We start from the raw sequence: 18,912 nt of genomic DNA, 5'->3' as shown, positions 1-18,912 counted from the left end.
TTATTTACTATAATTTATTTTGAAAAAGGAGAATTAAATATTTATGAAACAATCATTTATTATTTTAGGAGAAGGACTTACAGATTTATTCGAATTTCTTACTCTTATTGAATATAATCATGCAAGAATAGACAAGGTTGTCTATTTCCATACACCACAGTCAGACAAACAATTATCATCAGTCGCAATTATTATGAATCCTACGACCGGTAAACAATTTCAAGCCATATATATGATGTTAAACGCTTTAAAATATCCTTACCCAAATAGTAATAAAAAATTTGAGATGATTAATGAACAAGCTCAATCGTATGATATTCCTATTGTCGGCATTGATGTTCAACCGCCAAATGCATTTCATATGAATGATTTATATTTTAAATATTTAATTAGCGTACTTCGTTTACAAAATTGGATCCCACCGATGCAATAACAATGTTTAAATACATCTTAAAGCTTTTCATGCTTTTCTTTATCATATGTTTTTTTCAAGTTTTTATAAGGGGATCCATCAATATGTAAAACATATTTTAATTTCATTAATTTCTGGAGAATATCGTCTACTTCATGTTCATTAACATACATTACTACATACTTTCGAGGTTTATTAGTATAAACGATATGTCCATATTTACGTATCTGTCTTTCATGTTTAATATGCTTTAAGTAAATAATTAAGCTAACTCTTGGAATCAATTCCATATTATTTCACTCACTCCATTTATTATGCATAATTACTATACCATGACTAATAATTTTATAAAATACATTCAATATCTCAACACTTAACTTTCGAAAAATATTTCTTTAATTATTAATTTTAAATGAACTTTAGGAGGTTATACCTTGAAACACATTAAGAAGAATTTTTTTAATTTGGGTATCACTAGTATGGGTATACTAAGCAGTTTATTACTTTTAAAAAGAAATCAAAAGCCTAAAATGCTTAAAGACATACCTTACTTTTTTAATGGACCAGCACCTTATATTTTTGCACATAGAGGTGGAATGTCAGTTCGACCAGAACAAACACAATTAGCTTTCGATAATGCTGTTGATTATGGTTTAGATGGCTTTGAAACAGATGTGAGACTAACTAAAGATGAAGAATTGATTGTTTTTCACGATGCTACAGTCGACCGTACTACTAATGGTTCAGGAAAAGTATGTGATTACACATTAAAAGAATTAAAAAAATTAGATGCAGGATTTCATTTTACTGATATCAATGGTCGCCATATTTATAGAGGTCATCAACAAGCTAAAATTTTAACTTTCGATGAACTTTTAGAAATGTATCCTAGCAAATATATCAATGTAGATTTAAAAGATACTCCAAGTAGTTATGAAGGAGCTATTGCGCCTAAAAAAATGTATGATATTATAAAGCATCATCATGCTGAGAAACGTGTACTTGTAACAAGTTTCCATAAAAAACAAAATGAACGTTTTAGAGCAATAAGCAATGGAGAAATAGCTACTGGTGCAAGTCAACATGAAGTGACTGAAGGTGTGATTAAGTTTATTTTAGGACTAGGTTATCATTATCATCCTCAAGCTGACACATTTCAAATGCCTATAAAATTCAAAGGTATCCCATTATCATCAACTCATTTTATTCAATGGCTTAACTTATTAAATATTGTGCCAGGTTATTATGGCATCAATAGTGTTGACTTAATGTATGATTTGTATCAAAAAGGTGTCCACACCATTGTTACTGACCGTCCTGATTTAGGTAAACAATTTAAATCACTACTAAAACAACATACCTCAAATTAAATACACTCATTCTATATAAAATTAAAATATATACATAAAAGAATCTGGGACATACATCATAGTTGTCTCAGATTCTTTTAATATATTAATCTTCAATAATTAAAGTAAAAATATGCTGACATCTCATTTTGCAACTCAACCTCTGATTTACTAGATTTTATTTTTAATTATAAACGACAATTACATGTACCTCCTGAGGCGCAGCCTTTAGAATCCGTTTTAAAAAATGGATTACCCACTTCAATCTTTACATTTTCTGACACAGATAATGCGATTTTAGTCAACACTTCATCTATTAAATTTTGTAATTGTACTTCCTTAGATTTGTAATCCATTACATTAGGCAACATTTCATAAGCTCGCTTACGTCGACGTGTATCTAACATTACATTTTGATAATCTGGGTGATATCTACCAAAGCGCATCACTTCATCATAACGTTCTTTTGATTTTAAAAAAGCTTGATACAGTAAATGTGCTTCATCATCTTGTTTAAGTGTTTTTTGAGCTTCTCTATAATTAAAATACACTTTTGATTGTACAATCATGTCTGATAAATCTTCAATTTCATCTAAAATTGATAATGTTTCCTCTGTATACATTATCGGTCACCTCACAACCTATTTTTGTACAAAAATAAGTGAATAATAATTTCTCATTACTTCTCCACCCATTTCATTATACTTTTTATTTAACATTCTTGAACGGTGTATATCCGAATTCATCCAACTATGAATTAATGTAGGCACGTCATCAAAATCATAGCCCACATTTTGACTTGTAGCTATAAAGTCAATGTTTTCGTTACCAAGTTGGCTCTTAAGGGCTTCTTCTGTAAATTCAACATCTTCTGTACCAGTTGCTTCATATAAATTTGCTGAAGCAATATGTGAAATGTCTGAATTTACTTTCAATGGTGGAATATGTTTTAAATCTCTCATTTGATTAGTAATTTCATAGAGGGTTATCAATTGATTTGGGCTTTGTTCATATGGTAATGAATCTTTATTATTTCTGTCATTATTAAATTTATCATCTGAAATATCTTCTTCATCTGTTAATTGATAAGGTTTTATAAATGCTAATAGTTCTTTATCTAGATATCGAATACCCATAATTCGATTTGATTGTTGATCCACATAAACTTGAGCATAAATATTACCATATTTAATTAGAGTTTGAGTTTTAATATCTTCATCTGATAACTCAAAATTATATTGTTTTCCATTCACTTTAAAAGAGGGGTCAGGATTAATACTAGTTTTTTCAAATATATGTGAAGCATTTTCATTGATTTTTAATGATCCGGTTTGAGCTTTTTCTCCAGTAGCATAAACAGATTTAATTTCATCATGTTTTGTAGTAACAATATAATATTGTTGTTTTCTCTTAACTATATAATCAGTATATCCGCCTTTAACAGGATATGTACGATTTGCTTGTCCATATTTATTTGTAAGATAATTAATATCTTTACCTATCCAAGTACCTATCCCATTTTTGGGAGCAGGATTTTCAGTCTGTTTTTTCACGGAATGTGATACTTGATTTGAATGACTTATTTTATTGTTGTTATTAGGATTTTCAAGAACATCAAATTTTAATCTTGGTGAGTAAAATAAATAAATTAAAAATGTAATTAAAAATACGACTCCTAAAACTTTGATTACTAACTTAGTCATTGCTCCCCCACCTCTTTAGAATTATATATATTGTACAAAATAACTATTTTAACAATCAAGCCATTCTTTTTTTCTAAACTCCAAATTTATTAATTAAACTACATTATACCTATTTACAAATAAAATAAACAATTAATATTAAAACATAATTTATACTAAACAATTTGATCATCGACTGCCAAAATATTAAAAATACCTGAGACACTCATTATGTCCCAGGCTATTCTTTAAAATATTCAATATTGTTATAAACCTAGTGTGGCTTTAATCACCGATGTAGTTTCTCCACCTGGATAAATTACATATAGTAATAAGTATACTGCCACACCTGTAATACCAGTAAAGAACCATATAATTGAAGCGACAGGTCCGATTCTTCTATGCCATTTAAATTTATCTTTAAATGCAGTAATAATTTGAACTAATCCTAATACGCCACCAATCGTAGCAAGATTAATGTGGAAGATTAAGAATATCTTATAATATGTTCTAACAGAATCTGGACCACCAAAATCTGTATTACCTATAAATATCGTTCGAGTTGCGTAAATTATAAAAAACGTTAATGCGAAAAATGCTGCCCATAACATAACTTTTTTGTGAGTATTAACATGACGATGAGCAATTTGCCACCATCCTATTGCTACTAAAATAGCACTAATTACGATACAGCTTGTACTAATAGTTGGTAGAATTGGTAAACTCATATGTTCCATCCTTATTTAACTTAGATATTTTAAATCATTTTTATTAAAGAGATGACAACAACTAATGCAAAGAATACTACTAAATAATTTAGTGAATAGATAAACATTTTTGTTGCCCACTTAGTTTGATCAGTATTTTTCTTAAATGTTGTTAAACCTATAAAAATCCATCCAAGATTTAATAAAGTTGCTAATACAACAAACGTAGTGCCTAAACTAGATAATAAGAACGGTAATGGTAATAAAAATACTAACCAAATAAACATACTTACTCTTGTACGTTTAAAGCCTTTTACTGAAGGTAACATAGGAATATTTGCTAATGAATATTCATCACTACGTTTAATAGCTAAAGCATAGAAATGAATAGGCTGCCAACAAAAGACAACTAAAAATAAAGCAAAAGCTACAAGACTTATTTGTCCATCAATAGCTGTCCATCCAATTAAAGGTGGCACAGCACCTGGAAAACTTCCTACTACTGTGTTCCAAGTCGTATGTCTTTTAGACCAGATTGAATAATATGATACATATCCTACTATACCAAAAAGTCCTAAAACACCTGATGGCACATTTAATAAGAATAAACATGCTTCTCCTACTAACATCATACCAAAACTTAACATTAATAAATGTTTATCTGAAATTCTATCGTTTACTGTTGGTCTACTTTGTTTACTTGGCATAATTTTATCGATATCTTGATCATAATAATTATTTAATGCACAAGCACCACCCATAATTAATGTCGAACCTATCAACATTAATAGGATTTGAGGTATTGACGATAGGAAGGAATGATTTGTCATTACAATAGCTAACCAAGCGCCTGCAAAAGCAGGAATTAGGTTACCCTGTACCAAGCCCATTTTAATAATTTGTTGTAGTTCTTTAAAAGACACTCTACTTGACGGCTGTGATAAAGTGTGTTCTTTACTCATGGTTCCCCTCCTTAAAATTTTCATATAGTACTATGATATAATAATTACTTATAAAAGGCTAGGTTATATCTATTTAAATTGTGACACTTTAACGACTTCCTGTCTCACTAATTTTTTGTCTTTAATTATTGTAGTATAATAGTTGTAATATTTATAATTATATCTTTTATATTAAAATCAGAGCATAAATGGATATCATATTACAAAATATTTTAAATTAATGATGGGGTGTTTAAACTTGTTTAACAAACGAAACCTTAAATGGTTATCAATCGTAGCAACAATTATTATGGCATTGGTACAACTTGGGGGCGCCTTAGTAACTAAGACGGGCTCTGAAGATGGCTGTGGTGCTTCATGGCCTTTATGTCACGGCGCTTTATTACCTCAGAATTTGCCAATTGCTACAATCATTGAATTGAGTCACCGAGCTGTATCAGGTTTATCATTAATTGTTGTGTTATGGTTGGCCATCACAGCTTGGAAAAATATAGGATACATAAAAGAGGTTAAACCTTTAGCAATTATTAGTGTCGCTTTCCTATTAATTCAAGCCTTAATTGGCGCAGCAGCTGTTATTTGGCAACAAAATTCTTACGTTTTAGCCTTACATTTTGGAATTTCATTAATTAGTTTTTCTTCTGTGTTCGTATTAATGCTTATTATTTTTGAAGTGGATAAAAAATATGAGGCTGATGAATTATTTATAAAAAAACCATTGCGCAATCTTACTTGGATTATGACGGGCGTTGTTTATGTCACTATTTACACTGGTGCTTTGGTTCGCCACGCTAAAGCAAGTTTAGCATATGGAAGCTGGCCATTGCCGTTTAATAATTTAGTACCCCATACTGAGCAAGATTGGGTACAATTTGCACATCGCGGTATGGCATTTATCACTTTTTGTTGGATTATGATTACATTTATTCATGCCATCAAAAATTATTCTGAAAACCGTACAATTAGATATGGCTATACTGCTGCATTTATTTTAATTATTTTACAAGTGATTACGGGTGCATTGTCTGTAATCACACATGTTAATTTAATTATTGCATTGCTACACGCACTTTGTATTACTATACTTTTTGGCTTAATCGCTTACTTTATTTTACTCATGCTTCGTTCAATTAGAAGTGAAAAATCAAAAATCAAATAAAGTTTTAAAAGACATGTTAGAGTTATTGTAAAACATGGAATCTCTAACGTGTTTTTTATGCAAAAAAGCATAAGATAGAATGTCATTTAACTTTCTATCTTATGCTTTTAAACTTTTTAATACCTACTCAGATTTTTCAATTTCGATTAATAAATCTCCCGTTGCAATAGCATCACCATTTCCAACAGTAACTTTTTTAATCACTCCATTAAATGGAGCTTGAATTGTTGTTTCCATTTTCATGGCTTCAGTGATTAATAGTGGTTGATTTACTTTAACCTCATCACCTACTGAAACTTTAACTTCAGTCACACTTCCTGGCATTTGAGCTCCTATATGATTTGGATTTGTTTTATCTGCTTTAGGTTTTACATTCGCATTTGTTTTTATGTTTTCATCTTTAATCGTAATACGACGAGCTTGACCATTCATCACGTAATAAATTGTTCGATTACCCTTTTCATCTGCTTCACTAATTGTTTCAAGTTTAATAATTAAACGTTTTCCGTTTTCAATTTCAATTTCTACAGTCTCACCGTTACGCATACCAAAGAAGAATGTCGGTGTATCAAGTAATGATAAGTTACCATATTGTTGTCTAGTTTGAATAAATTGATCAAATACTTTTGGATAAAGTACATAACTTATAATATCTTGCTCAGTCACTTCACCATAATTTTTATCTTGTAATTGTTCTCGTATTTCATCAAAATCTACTGGTTTTAAATATTCTCCTGGACGTTCAGTTAGCGGTTGTTGACCTTTTAAAATAATATCCTGCAATTGTTTATTAAAGCCATTTACTGGTTGACCAATCTCACCTTTAAAGTATGACACTACTGATTCAGGAAAATCTAATTTATAACCTTGTTCAATAATAGATTGTTCATCTAAATCATTTTGTACCATATATAACGCCATATCTCCTACCACTTTTGAAGATGGTGTCACTTTAACAATATCTCCAAACAAGAAATTAACACGACGATACATATCTTTGACTTCATTAAAACGTTCACCAAGACCTAAACTTTTAGCTTGTTGACTTAAATTAGAGTATTGACCACCTGGCATTTCATGTTGATAAATTTCTGTATTAGGTGACTTAATATCACTTTCAAAGTCAACGTAGTATGGGCGAACAGTACTCCAATAGTGACTTAATTCTTCTAAACCTTGAATATCTGTACGCATATTTCGTTTAAACCCATCTAATGCATAATATAAGGAGTTCACACTTGGTTGACTTGTTAAGCCACTCATCGATGCAATAGCTGTATCGATAATATCTACACCAGCATCGATGGCTTGTTTGTAGGTTAATAAACCATTTCCACTTGTATCATGTGTATGTAAATGTATTGGTAAATTAACTGCAGCTTTTAATTCTCCAACCAGTTCATATGCTGCTCTAGGTTTTAATAAGCCAGCCATATCTTTAATTGCTAAAATATGGAAACCTTCACGTTCTAATTCCTTAGCTAATTTAACATAGTAATCTAAAGTGAACACATTTGAACGTTCTGAGTTTAAAATATCCCCTGTGTAACAAATAGTACCCTCTGAAATTTTACCTGCTTTTTGTACCGCTTCATTTGCCACTTTCATTTGATCTACCCAGTTTAATGAGTCGAAAATACGGAAAACATCTACACCTGCTTTAGCACTTTCATCTACAAATTTTTGAATTACATTATCAGGATAATTCTTATAACCCACAGCATTTGAAGCTCTTAATAACATTTGGAATAATACATTTGGAATCGCTTTTCTAAGTTTTTCTAAACGCTCCCAAGGATTTTCTTTTAAGAAGTTGTATGCCACATCAAAAGTAGCGCCTCCCCACATTTCTAAAGAAAAACTATCTTTAAATACTTCAGCAGTTTTAGAAGCTATATTTAACATATCTTTTGTACGTACACGCGTAGCAAGTAAAGATTGATGCGCATCACGGAATGTCGTATCAGTAATTAAAACATCATCTTGTGCTTTAACCCAATCTGCAACTCCACTAGGGCCTTTTTCATCTAGTAATTGTTTTGTACCATATAGATGTTGAATTTTCTTTTTTGAAACTTGCGGAATCGAAGTTGACTCATAGTCTGGCTTCGTACGTTTTTCGACATTCGGAAAACCATTAATGGTTACATTCCCAATGTATTCTAATGTTTTAGTACCACGGTCTAATGTAGGTGCAATATCGAATAATTCCGGTGTTTCTTCAATAAATTTTGTTGTATAATCTCCACTTCGGAATTTTTCATTACGCATAACGTTAACTAAAAACGGAATATTTGTTTTTACACCACGAATACGCATTTCTCGTAAAGAGCGTTCCATTTTTTCTTCAGCTTGTTTAAAAGTAATGGCATGAGTAGATAATTTCACTAATAGTGAGTCATAGTAAGGCGAAATTTCAGCGCCTTGGAAACCATCTCCTGCATCTAAACGTACACCAAAACCACCACTTGAACGATAAGCAATAATCGTACCAGAATCTGGCATAAAATCATTTGTAGGATCTTCGGTAGTAATACGACATTGAATAGCATAACCAAGTGTTTGGATTTCTTCTTGAGGAGGTAAAGCGATACGTTTGTCAAATAGACTTGCTCCATCTGCTACTAAAATTTGAGTTTTAACGATATCAATTCCTGTAATCATTTCTGTAATCGTATGCTCTACCTGAACACGTGGATTGACTTCAATGAAAAAGAATTCATCGCCAGATACTAAAAATTCCACTGTTCCAGCGTTAACATATTTGATATTTTTCATTAATTGTAATGCAGACTGACAAATACGTTCTCTTAATTCATCAGGTAAGCCTACAGATGGTGCTACCTCAACTACCTTTTGATGACGACGTTGTACAGAACAATCACGCTCATATAGATGAACAATATTACCATATTCATCGCCAATAACTTGAACTTCAATATGTTTGGGATTATCGATGTATCTTTCGATATATACTTCACTATTACCAAATGATTTTTGTGCTTCAGATTTCGCACGATGAAACGCATCTTCTAATTCACTTTCTTCGCGAACAATACGCATACCTTTTCCACCACCACCACTTGTGGCTTTAATCATCAGTGGGAATCCTGCTTCTTTAGCAAATGCCTTTGCTGCATCAAAATTTTCAATTGGTCCATCTGTTCCTGGTATAACTGGTAAATTTGCTTTAATTGCAGTTGTTCTTGCTTTTACTTTATCACCAAACATATCTAAATGGTCTAGGTGCGGGCCAATAAATGTTATGCCCTCTTCATTACAACGTCTTGCAAATTCTTCATTTTCACTTAAAAAGCCATAACCAGGATGTATTGCATCTACATTCGCACGTTTTGCTACTTCAATAATACGTTCAATATTTAAATAACTTTCGGCTGGTCCTAAATCTTTTCCCACTAAATATGATTCATCGGCTTTATATCTATGTAATGAATTTTTGTCTTCGTTTGAATAAATTGCTACTGTTTGAATATTTAATTCCGTTGCTGCTCTAAAAATTCTAATTGCAATTTCACCACGATTGGCTACTAATAATTTTTTTATATGATTCAAACAAGAAACACCCCTTTATATTTTGAATATTCTAACTAATTAGATAATAAAATTTTATCTTAAAATACATGAGAAAGCTAATACTTTTTTACATACAATTTATAAAATGAAAATATAGTAACTAGGTTAGCTTAATCACTATTTTAAAATGTAATCATTAATAATTATTATACTTAATAACTTTATATTATCATTTATAGTTTGAAGACGCTACTGTAGACTAGTAATCCTTTAACTTGTCACATAAATGTAAAAAGAGTGGAAGCAAATTTTTTAATTCTTGCTTCCACTCTTAATAATGTTAGTTACATATTTACATCTATCATTAAATGATTTTAATATTGTCTAGGAATATCCACTTTTGTTTTTTTATTTTTTATTGCTCTTTTTTCTTCAACTTTAATTTGTCTTGCTACTAACAATAATAATCCCATAGCAATACTTAAGCTGATCATTGATGAACCACCAAAACTTATAAATGGAAGAGGAACCCCTGTAAGAGGAATCGTAGCTGATATACCTCCTAAATTTACGAACGTTTGACTACCAATATAACTCGCTACACCAACACATATTAATTTATAAAAATATGAAGATGTTTTAGTGGCTAATATAAATGCACGGAATACAATAAAAAATAATAATCCTATTACTAATAAGGCACCAATCAGTCCTAATTCTTCACAAATTACTGCGAAAATAAAATCTGTATGCGCTTCTGGAAGATAGCCAAGTTTCATGATTCCATTACCTAATCCTCGACCAAATAATCCTCCATTTCCGATTGCCATTAATGAATTGGATAAATGATACCCAGTTCCAGAAGAAGAACTAAAAGGATCGTAAATTGTACTAAAACGTGCCTTTAAATATTCTGGCATCATTCCAGTGAAAATAAAGAACCCAGCAATAAGAATAAATCCAAGAATAATATATAAAATAGGTCCTTTTACTATTTTCTTAGCACCTATACCTACGAATAAAAACATTGCTAATATAATAATTAATGTTAATAATGTTTGTCCAATATCTCCTTGTAAAAGTACTAAACCTAAACAAAGGATAATTAAAATAATTGGCCCTTTGATAATTCTTAAATTACCTCTTAACTGCGGTAATTTTTTACTTAATACATAAGAAATATAAAGAATTAAAGCAATTTTTAGCAACTCTGAAGCTTGTAAATTCATAAATCCTAAGTCAAGCCAACTTTTTGAACCATTAATATTTTTACCTACCAATAATGTTAAAAATAAAAGGACAAAGATGATAATCATAATCCACTGTTGAACTTTTGATTGTTTAAAGACTTTTATATTCATCATAAATGAAATAAAAAAAACAATAATGAAACTCATGATAACATAAATTAATTGTCTGTTATAAAAATATGTACCTGAAACCTCAACGCCACCTGTTAACGTTCCTTTAGTAGCTGCCACCATACTGGCACTATAAACCATCACTAAACCTATAAAACACAAAATAACATATGAAATTAATAATGGATAATCGATAAACTTAGAGGTTCTACCTATGTATCGAAATATATTTTTTAAATTATTCATAAAAAAGATCATCCAATTCTAAAAATTTAAACTATATATGCTCATTAAAACGATTTATCAAATTAAATTCTGTCTAAACTATTATATACTTTGTAATTATTAATTAACAAACATAAACGTAAAAAATAAAATAAAAGGACTGAAAATATTATTTACATAACATTTCAGTCACTATCATAAATTATTACATCTATTAATTCTTGCTCATTATAACACTTTCATATTCAAAGCATTAGACTTAGAGTTATACGTTTGTGAATGCTTCATGCAATTTAGATAATTCTTTTTCTAAACGAAGCATTAAATTTTTACCGTCTTCTTTATCAACTAAACCAAGTTTCACAGCAAAGTCTACTTCTTTTTGTAAACCAAACATTTGTGTGTCGAGAACCTCTTCATATAGTGGGCAAGATGGCATAGTTAAATTATCCATTTGAACCTTAATTAAATGCAAGATTCGGTCAGCATCTTGATTTAATTGCTCATAAGCTGCACTATTTATGTTCATTTGCTTCGGCATCACATTCTCCCCCTATCATTAAATATCTTCATATCAGAAGTTTATCCTACTACCTTTTAAAAAGCAAGTTTATTCAATAAACCCTTCATTTTAAATATGATAAAATAATGGTTAGATTGAAACTAGGGAGTGGGCAAGATGATTCAAATTAAAGGAGACGTCAAATTTCCTATTACTTTAGATAGTACAACATGGATTTTTGATGATAGAAAAGTAAAAATAGAAGATATTGAAAACGGTATTTTTGAAGGAACTAAACCTATTAAATTTGAAGATAACCGCGAATGGAATAGGGCTATTTTAGAAGGACAAACCAATCCTCCTACATTAAACTCTGAAATTAAGTATCGTAAACGTGCTGTATTAGAAGATTCATTTGCAATAAATATGACACCATTTTTTAAAAATGCAGAGCCTTTAGAAAGTGCAACTACAATTAAACTTTCAAATGATACATCTTCAATTGAAATTCCATTAGAATTATTACCTTATCTATTTTTCCAATTTGCTAAAGATGGTAAGCGATTGTACGATGATAATTCAGTAGATAGCTTTGTTTATAATCCCGAGGAGAACGCCTATTCATATCACTTTAAATATGTAACTCGTATTGAGGTGATTTAAGTTGCGAGAAGTACAATGTATTATTTGTGATACTAAGGTCTTAATTGATGAACGTACAGTTGAAGCTAAACGTCTACGTAATAATCCAATTAAAACATTCATGTGTAGTGACTGTAAAAGTCGATTAGACACACCTAGACAACGACCAAATGAAAATCGTAAATTTAATCTCCATTTTCCAAATGAAAACTTATAGTATACTTTTCAATAATAAAAAGACGCAACATCAAATTTGATGTTGCGTCTTTTTATTAGTTTTATTGATCTTGCATCATTTGTTTTACACGTTTCGCTTCTTTTTCACGTGCAGCTTTATTTAAAATTTTCTTTCTTAAACGGATACTTTGAGGCGTTACTTCAACCAATTCATCATCATTAATATATTCTAATGCTTCTTCTAACGTTAAAATTCTTGGACGATTCATTGTTTGAGTTTGATCTTTTGTTGCTGAACGTACGTTAGTTTGATGTTTAGCTTTAGTAATATTAACTGTTAAGTCGTTTTCACGGTTATGTTCTCCTACAATCATACCTTCATAAACTTCAGTACCTGGTTCCATGAAGTTTACACCTCGGTCCTCTAGACCAATGATGGCATAGGCTGTTGCTTGTCCTTGATCCATTGAAATTAATGCACCATTACGACGGCCACCAATTTGTGCTTTAACACGAGGTCTAAATTCTTCAAATGTATGATTAATAATGCCATAACCACGTGTCATAGACATAAATTCAGTTGTATATCCAATCATACCACGTGCAGGTACCATAAAGATTAAACGTGTTAATCCATTATCAGTTGTTAACATGTCTAACATTTCACCTTTACGCGCACCAAGTGATTCAATCACTGCTCCAGCATTTTCAGATGGAACTTCACATTGAACACGTTCAAATGGTTCACTTAATACACCATCAATTTCACGTAAAATAACTTGAGGTTTAGAAACTTGAAGTTCAAACCCTTCACGTCTCATATTCTCAATTAAAATAGATAAGTGCAACTCTCCACGGCCAGCTACAATCCACGTATCTGGAGAATCTGTTGGTGTAACTTTTAAAGATACATCTGTTTCAAGTTGTTGATCTAACCGTTCTTGGATTTGACGAGCAGTTACAAAATCACCTTCACGACCAGCAAATGGTGAATTATTTACTTTGAATGTCATTTCAAGTGTAGGTTCATCAATACGCAATACTGGTAACGCTTCTTGATGATCATGTGGTGTAACTGTTTCACCTACGTTGATATCTTCCATTCCTGATACAGCAATTAAATCTCCCGCTTGTGCTTCTTCAATTTCTTCACGTTTTAAACCAAAGAAACCAAAGATTTTTGTTACACGGAAGTTTTTCACTGTACCATCTAATTTAATAAGCGATACATTATCGCCGACACGCATTTTACCTCTAAATACACGACCAATACCAATACGACCAACGTAATCATTATAGTCTAATAATGCTACTTGGAATTGTAGTGGTTCATCACTGTTATCAATTGGAGCAGGCACGTAATCAAGAATTGTTTCATATAAAGACTGCATGTTTTCATCTTGTTTTTCAGGATCAAGACTCGCTGTTCCATTTACAGCTGATGCATAAACAACTGGGAAATCAAGTTGTTCATCATTTGCTTCAAGTTCAATAAATAAATCTAATACTTCATCTACTACCGCTTCTGGTCTAGCAGAAGGTTTATCAATTTTATTAACTACTACAACAGGTTTTAAATTTTGTTCTAATGCTTTTTTTAGTACGAAACGTGTTTGTGGCATCGTACCTTCGTAGGCATCTACAACAAGTACAACACCATCTACCATTTTCATGATACGTTCAACTTCACCACCAAAGTCAGCATGCCCTGGTGTATCTAAGATGTTAATTCTTGTACCTTTATAATTTATCGCAGTATTTTTAGCAAGAATTGTAATACCACGTTCTCTTTCTAAGTCATTAGAGTCCATTGCTCTTTCATCAACATGCTCATTTTCTCTGAAGATTCCAGATTGTTTAAGCAATTCGTCAACTAGTGTTGTTTTACCATGGTCGACGTGAGCAATAATTGCAATATTACGAACATCTTCTCTTCTATTAGTCATTTTATAATATCCTTTCTTGAGTAAATTCCCACTTTTAATTGCAACTTTTTTATTATATCATAATATTAACAAAAGATAACTAAAAGGTGGGGATGGGGATGGAAAAACCAAAATCTAAAGGTATATTCTGGATACTTTCTATTGTAGCAGTTATATTTTTAGTGCTCTTTAGTTTCAGCGTGGGTGCCGGAAGTATTCCAATGATGATTTTAACATTTATTCTTTTCATTGCAACGTTTGGCGCCGGATTTACGCTTAAGAAAAAGTATCGTGAAAACAATTGGCTATAATCAACCATTAAGATATATAAAGCTTGAGATATTTTTGTCTCAAGCTTTTTTTATTGAAATAAGATTTTTTATTTTTTAAAGCGTTGATGTAAATCTATTAAAGTAGCCGTATTAGGTGCTAGATAAATTTCTAATATTTCTTTATGAATATTTGAATTTCCTACTAATACTGAATTCGCACTTGAAATATTTAATGGTTCACCTAATAAGTTACTAGCTACGCCTCCAACTTCATTTAATACAATAAGACCACCAGCAAAGTCCCAAGGCTGTAATCTAGGTGTGATATAAGCAGCCAATTGTCCTTTAGCTACACTTATAATTTCTAAAGCTGCACTACCATATGCTCTACAGCTTCTTGCATCATTTACTATATCTTGAAATATAGGACCCATTTTAGGTTTGGTTACCCAATTTGGGTTGATACCAATTAAGCTTTTCTTTAGGGTGGTAGATTCAATCGTAGATAATGGATGTTTATTTTCAAATGCACCCTCACCTACCTTGGCATGATATAAAACATCTTTCATTACATCATATACAAAGCCAGCGTATGGTTTACCATTTCGATAGATACCAATTGAGATAGCAAAATTTTCTTTTTGATGTACAAAGTTTAATGTGCCATCAATTGGATCCACTACCCATACGACCCCTTCAACATGAGTTAAATCATGACCATGTCCTTCTTCCCCAATAACACGATGTTCTGGATAACTATGGGTAATCGCATCATATATATAATTTTCAGTAGCTTTATCAACATTTGTAACTAAGTCATTCGGATTTGATTTTGTTTCAATATTTAATTCTTCCTTCATCATTATTCTAACTTTATTTCCTGCTTCTAAAACTAAGCCTTTAGCAAAATCATATAGCGACATACTATCATCTCCTGTTGCTTACTATTATACATCAAATCAATTTTATAATTGTTATACATCATTTTATACCTTCATCACTATATATTAAACTCTTATGAATAGTTTATAAGCATAAAAATAGGTCGCCAATAAAAGCAACCTATCAAATCCATGATATAAAAGACTGAAAACATTTAAAATATATGAATAAATATGTACATTCATCTTATAATTATGGAAGATAAATAAATAAAAGATCATTAAGCTAATTTTAAATGTAAAATCGGGTAATCTCTACCTTGATTGTCTTTTTGAGATTCACTATATGCTTTAAAACCATTTTTAATATAAAATTTCAATGCATGTTGGTTATCTTTATTAACATCTACATATTGGATTTTATCTTCTTGAATCAGTGACTGAAGTATGATTGTACCGTAACCTTTATTAAAATGTTTAGGATCTATAAACAACATTTCCAAATTTTCATCATTAATTCCCGAAAAACCAATAACTTCTTTATCATAAAATCATAGATATGCATCTACATATTTTAAATAAGTTAGAAGGTCATTTTTTAATTGCATTCTATCTTCTTCTTTAAAAAAATCATGTGTTTTTACTACAGATTTCTCCCAAATTTTTAGTATTGTATTATAGTCTTTTTTCTTTTACTTTTATTAATCTCATGACACTCTCCTAACCACGAGGGGTAAAATCCTAAAAATTAAATGACTAACATCTAGGTACTGACTCTACCTTATTAGTTTAAATTAACTATCTATATTGTATATTACTATTCTATCATTATCACTTTGAAATATATGCTACAATAAACTCAACATACTATTAAAATAGGAGGAAGATCAATGACACAATACACATTTACACCTAAAGATTTTAAAGCATTTGACGTTGAGGGTTTAGATGAACGAATGGAAGCTTTAAATAAATATATTAGACCTCAATTACATCAGTTAGGCGATTATTTTAGTGAGTATTTCACTTCTCAAACTGGAGAAACATTTTATGCACATGTTGCTAAACATGCGCGTAGAAGTGTTAATCCTCCTATAGATACCTGGGTCGCTTTTGCACCTAATAAACGTGGTTATAAAATGTTACCCCACTTCCAAATTGGCCTTTTTAGGGATCAATTATTTATCATGTATGGAATAATGCATGAAGGAAAAAATAAAGAAGAACGTGTTAAAGTTTTTGACAAACATTTTAATGCATTAAAACAACTTCCAAATGATTATCAAATTAGTTTAAATCACATGAAAAAAGATAAACAATATATCAAAGATTTAAGTGATACTGATTTACATCAAGCTATTGATCGTGTTAAAAATGTGAAAAAAGGAGAATTTTTTATAGCACGTACTTTAGCCCCTAGTGATGAACGATTAAAATCAGATGAAACATTTTTAGCTTTTATTAAAGAAACATTTGATGAATTCTTAAAATTATATGAATAAATACTATTCTTCGGCCTGGGACTTTACTAGAAGTCTCAGGTGTTTTTTATTTTATTGGTAATCACTCACTGTCTTGAAGATCCATCTAAATTCAGTAATATTCTTTTTTACAACATTTTTAGGTTGACCTAAAAATATATTTAGGTTAATATAATTAAAAAGATTTTAGGAGTGTATGAATGAATTATATGAGTAATAAAAAACAACGTAGCTTAGACGAAATTAATAATACAGTAGACTTTAATAGTAATAAAAGTGCAAGCCAAAAATTTTTAGCTTTTTTAGGTCCAGGATTATTAGTAGCGGTGGGATATATGGATCCAGGTAACTGGATTACATCTATGCAAGGCGGAGCACAATTTGGCTATATTCTTCTTTTTATTATTTTAATTTCTAGTTTAGCTGCAATGCTTTTGCAAAGCATGACAGTTAGATTAGGTATTGCTACAGAGATGGATTTAGCACAAATGACACGTCATTATTTAAATCGCCCGTTAGCAATTATATTTTGGATAATAGCAGAACTAGCTATTATCGCTACAGATATTGCTGAAATTATCGGAAGTGCAATAGCTCTAGACTTATTGTTTAATATTCCTTTAATTATAGGTGCACTTATAACTGTTTTAGATGTTTTTCTTTTACTCTTTATTATGAAATTTGGCTTCAGAAAAATCGAAGCGATTGTCGGAACATTAATTTTTACTGTTCTAATTATTTTCTTATTCGAAGTATTTATTTCATCACCTAAAGTGATTAATATTCTTAACGGGTTTATTCCTCATAAGGATATCGTTACAAATCATAGTGTACTGTATATTGCTTTAGGGATTATTGGTGCTACAATTATGCCTCACAATCTCTATTTACATTCTTCGATTGTACAATCACGTAAATATGATAGAACTAATGAGAACGATAAGGCACAAGCAATTAAATATGCAACAATTGATTCTAATATACAATTAAGCATCGCTTTTATAGTAAATTGCTTGTTACTTATATTAGGTGCTGCACTATTTTATGGTGTTAATGCTGATAAATTAGGAGGATTTTATGATTTATATCATGCCCTTAAAACTCAGCCGCTTCTAGGGTCAGTACTTGGCAGTATCATGAGTACATTATTCGCTATTGCACTACTTGCATCTGGACAAAATTCTACAATCACTGGAACACTCTCAGGTCAAATTGTTATGGAAGGATTTTTAAGATTATCAATTCCAAATTGGTTAAGACGATTAATAACTAGAGGTTTAGCTGTCATTCCTGTTATAATTTGTTTAATTGTATTTAAAGGTAATGAAAATAAAATGGAACAACTTTTAGTACTTTCTCAAGTATTTTTAAGTATCGCTTTACCGTTTTCACTCATTCCTTTACAACTTGCAACAAGCAACAAAAAATTAATGGGCCCTTTTTATAATAAAAACTGGATTAACTTTTGTTCTTGGAGTTTAATTATTATTCTAAGCCTACTTAATGTTTATTTAATTATCGAAACATTTAAAGAATTTTTTGCATAAAATAAAACTATTGTTAAGGTATTGAACATGATATCTTAACAATAGTTTTTCTCTGTATTCTTTTAATTCATTATAACTTCCATAATATCATTGC

The 18,912-nt window shown here is 30.6% G+C and carries 18 protein-coding genes and 1 pseudogene; 8 read left to right on the top strand and 11 right to left on the bottom strand.

Going from position 1 to position 18,912, the window contains the following annotated elements; genetic code table 11:
• Positions 1 to 43 precede the first annotated feature (43 nt).
• Positions 44 to 433, top strand: a complete 390-nt coding sequence (locus HMPREF2930_RS06365; protein ID WP_017175727.1) for a DUF7147 family protein — start codon at positions 44 to 46, stop codon at positions 431 to 433.
• Between the two features lie 17 nt (positions 434 to 450).
• Here the strand turns inward: HMPREF2930_RS06365 and HMPREF2930_RS06360 are convergent, their stop codons facing one another.
• A complete protein-coding gene (locus HMPREF2930_RS06360; RefSeq protein WP_017175728.1) occupies positions 451 to 702 on the bottom strand; it encodes a DUF2129 domain-containing protein in 252 nt (83 codons plus the stop codon).
• 144 nt (positions 703 to 846) lie between these two features.
• Between HMPREF2930_RS06360 and HMPREF2930_RS06355 the strand changes: the two genes are divergently transcribed.
• Positions 847 to 1,782 (top strand): glycerophosphodiester phosphodiesterase family protein, encoded by a 936-nt coding sequence (locus HMPREF2930_RS06355; RefSeq protein ID WP_017175729.1) that lies wholly within the window; start codon positions 847 to 849, stop codon positions 1,780 to 1,782.
• A 167-nt stretch (positions 1,783 to 1,949) separates the two neighbouring features.
• Here the strand turns inward: HMPREF2930_RS06355 and HMPREF2930_RS06350 are convergent, their stop codons facing one another.
• From HMPREF2930_RS06350 to cyoE, 4 genes are all read right to left on the bottom strand, one after another.
• The gene (locus HMPREF2930_RS06350) at positions 1,950 to 2,384 is read right to left on the bottom strand and encodes a YlbF/YmcA family competence regulator (protein ID WP_017175730.1); all 435 of its coding nucleotides are present in this window, start codon (positions 2,382 to 2,384) and stop codon (positions 1,950 to 1,952) included.
• 18 nt (positions 2,385 to 2,402) lie between these two features.
• A complete protein-coding gene (locus HMPREF2930_RS06345) occupies positions 2,403 to 3,464 on the bottom strand; it encodes a CAP-associated domain-containing protein (RefSeq protein ID WP_017175731.1) in 1,062 nt (353 codons plus the stop codon).
• 245 nt (positions 3,465 to 3,709) lie between these two features.
• On the bottom strand, positions 3,710 to 4,171 hold the full coding sequence (locus HMPREF2930_RS06340) for a DUF420 domain-containing protein (protein WP_017175732.1): 462 nt from the start codon (positions 4,169 to 4,171) through the stop codon (positions 3,710 to 3,712).
• Positions 4,172 to 4,200: 29 nt separating this feature from the next.
• Positions 4,201 to 5,112 carry a heme o synthase gene (gene cyoE, locus HMPREF2930_RS06335; RefSeq protein ID WP_017175733.1) on the bottom strand — a complete coding sequence of 304 codons (912 nt, stop codon included), beginning with the start codon at positions 5,110 to 5,112 and terminating at the stop codon, positions 4,201 to 4,203.
• A 238-nt stretch (positions 5,113 to 5,350) separates the two neighbouring features.
• Here cyoE and HMPREF2930_RS06330 point away from each other — a divergent pair, with 238 nt between their 5' ends.
• The gene (locus HMPREF2930_RS06330) at positions 5,351 to 6,271 is read left to right on the top strand and encodes a COX15/CtaA family protein (RefSeq protein WP_017175734.1); all 921 of its coding nucleotides are present in this window, start codon (positions 5,351 to 5,353) and stop codon (positions 6,269 to 6,271) included.
• Positions 6,272 to 6,394: 123 nt separating this feature from the next.
• Here HMPREF2930_RS06330 and HMPREF2930_RS06325 read toward each other — a convergent pair whose 3' ends face one another.
• The 3 genes from HMPREF2930_RS06325 to HMPREF2930_RS06315 form a co-directional block, all read right to left on the bottom strand.
• Positions 6,395 to 9,844 (bottom strand): pyruvate carboxylase, encoded by a 3,450-nt coding sequence (locus tag HMPREF2930_RS06325; RefSeq protein ID WP_017175735.1) that lies wholly within the window; start codon positions 9,842 to 9,844, stop codon positions 6,395 to 6,397.
• A 335-nt stretch (positions 9,845 to 10,179) separates the two neighbouring features.
• Entirely contained in the window at positions 10,180 to 11,412 is a 1,233-nt protein-coding gene (gene ftsW / locus HMPREF2930_RS06320) for a cell division peptidoglycan polymerase FtsW (RefSeq protein ID WP_017175736.1), read from the bottom strand.
• Positions 11,413 to 11,656: 244 nt separating this feature from the next.
• Entirely contained in the window at positions 11,657 to 11,932 is a 276-nt protein-coding gene (locus HMPREF2930_RS06315; protein ID WP_017175737.1) for an Fpa/YlaN family protein, read from the bottom strand.
• A 138-nt stretch (positions 11,933 to 12,070) separates the two neighbouring features.
• Here HMPREF2930_RS06315 and HMPREF2930_RS06310 point away from each other — a divergent pair, with 138 nt between their 5' ends.
• Together HMPREF2930_RS06310 and HMPREF2930_RS06305 are read left to right on the top strand one after the other, a co-directional pair.
• Complete coding sequence (locus HMPREF2930_RS06310; protein ID WP_017175738.1) at positions 12,071 to 12,556, top strand: hypothetical protein; 486 nt, start codon at positions 12,071 to 12,073, stop codon at positions 12,554 to 12,556.
• A gap of 1 nt (position 12,557) precedes the next feature.
• On the top strand, positions 12,558 to 12,752 hold the full coding sequence (locus tag HMPREF2930_RS06305) for a DUF2197 domain-containing protein (RefSeq protein WP_002449988.1): 195 nt from the start codon (positions 12,558 to 12,560) through the stop codon (positions 12,750 to 12,752).
• A 61-nt stretch (positions 12,753 to 12,813) separates the two neighbouring features.
• On the opposite strand, the gene typA is transcribed toward HMPREF2930_RS06305, so the two are convergent.
• A complete protein-coding gene (gene typA / locus HMPREF2930_RS06300; protein WP_017175739.1) occupies positions 12,814 to 14,658 on the bottom strand; it encodes a translational GTPase TypA in 1,845 nt (614 codons plus the stop codon).
• Between the two features lie 98 nt (positions 14,659 to 14,756).
• Here typA and HMPREF2930_RS06295 point away from each other — a divergent pair, with 98 nt between their 5' ends.
• On the top strand, positions 14,757 to 14,948 hold the full coding sequence (locus HMPREF2930_RS06295; protein WP_002448174.1) for a DUF5325 family protein: 192 nt from the start codon (positions 14,757 to 14,759) through the stop codon (positions 14,946 to 14,948).
• A gap of 68 nt (positions 14,949 to 15,016) precedes the next feature.
• Here the strand turns inward: HMPREF2930_RS06295 and HMPREF2930_RS06290 are convergent, their stop codons facing one another.
• Both HMPREF2930_RS06290 and HMPREF2930_RS06285 read right to left on the bottom strand, forming a co-directional pair.
• The gene (locus HMPREF2930_RS06290; RefSeq protein WP_002448077.1) at positions 15,017 to 15,832 is read right to left on the bottom strand and encodes an inositol monophosphatase family protein; all 816 of its coding nucleotides are present in this window, start codon (positions 15,830 to 15,832) and stop codon (positions 15,017 to 15,019) included.
• A 239-nt stretch (positions 15,833 to 16,071) separates the two neighbouring features.
• A pseudogene (locus HMPREF2930_RS06285) lies at positions 16,072 to 16,326 on the bottom strand (GNAT family N-acetyltransferase); the annotation flags it as partial.
• Between the two features lie 354 nt (positions 16,327 to 16,680).
• Here HMPREF2930_RS06285 and HMPREF2930_RS06280 point away from each other — a divergent pair.
• On the top strand, positions 16,681 to 17,292 hold the full coding sequence (locus HMPREF2930_RS06280) for a YktB family protein (protein WP_002448079.1): 612 nt from the start codon (positions 16,681 to 16,683) through the stop codon (positions 17,290 to 17,292).
• A 179-nt stretch (positions 17,293 to 17,471) separates the two neighbouring features.
• Positions 17,472 to 18,818, top strand: a complete 1,347-nt coding sequence (locus HMPREF2930_RS06275) for an Nramp family divalent metal transporter (RefSeq protein WP_017175741.1) — start codon at positions 17,472 to 17,474, stop codon at positions 18,816 to 18,818.
• The last annotated feature ends 94 nt before the right edge of the window (positions 18,819 to 18,912 follow it).

Origin of the sequence: Staphylococcus sp. HMSC068C09 (assembly GCF_001813735.1) — a bacterium.
In the GTDB taxonomy this organism is placed as follows: domain Bacteria; phylum Bacillota; class Bacilli; order Staphylococcales; family Staphylococcaceae; genus Staphylococcus; species Staphylococcus hominis.
This window is presented reverse-complemented; position numbering and strand designations above follow the sequence as displayed.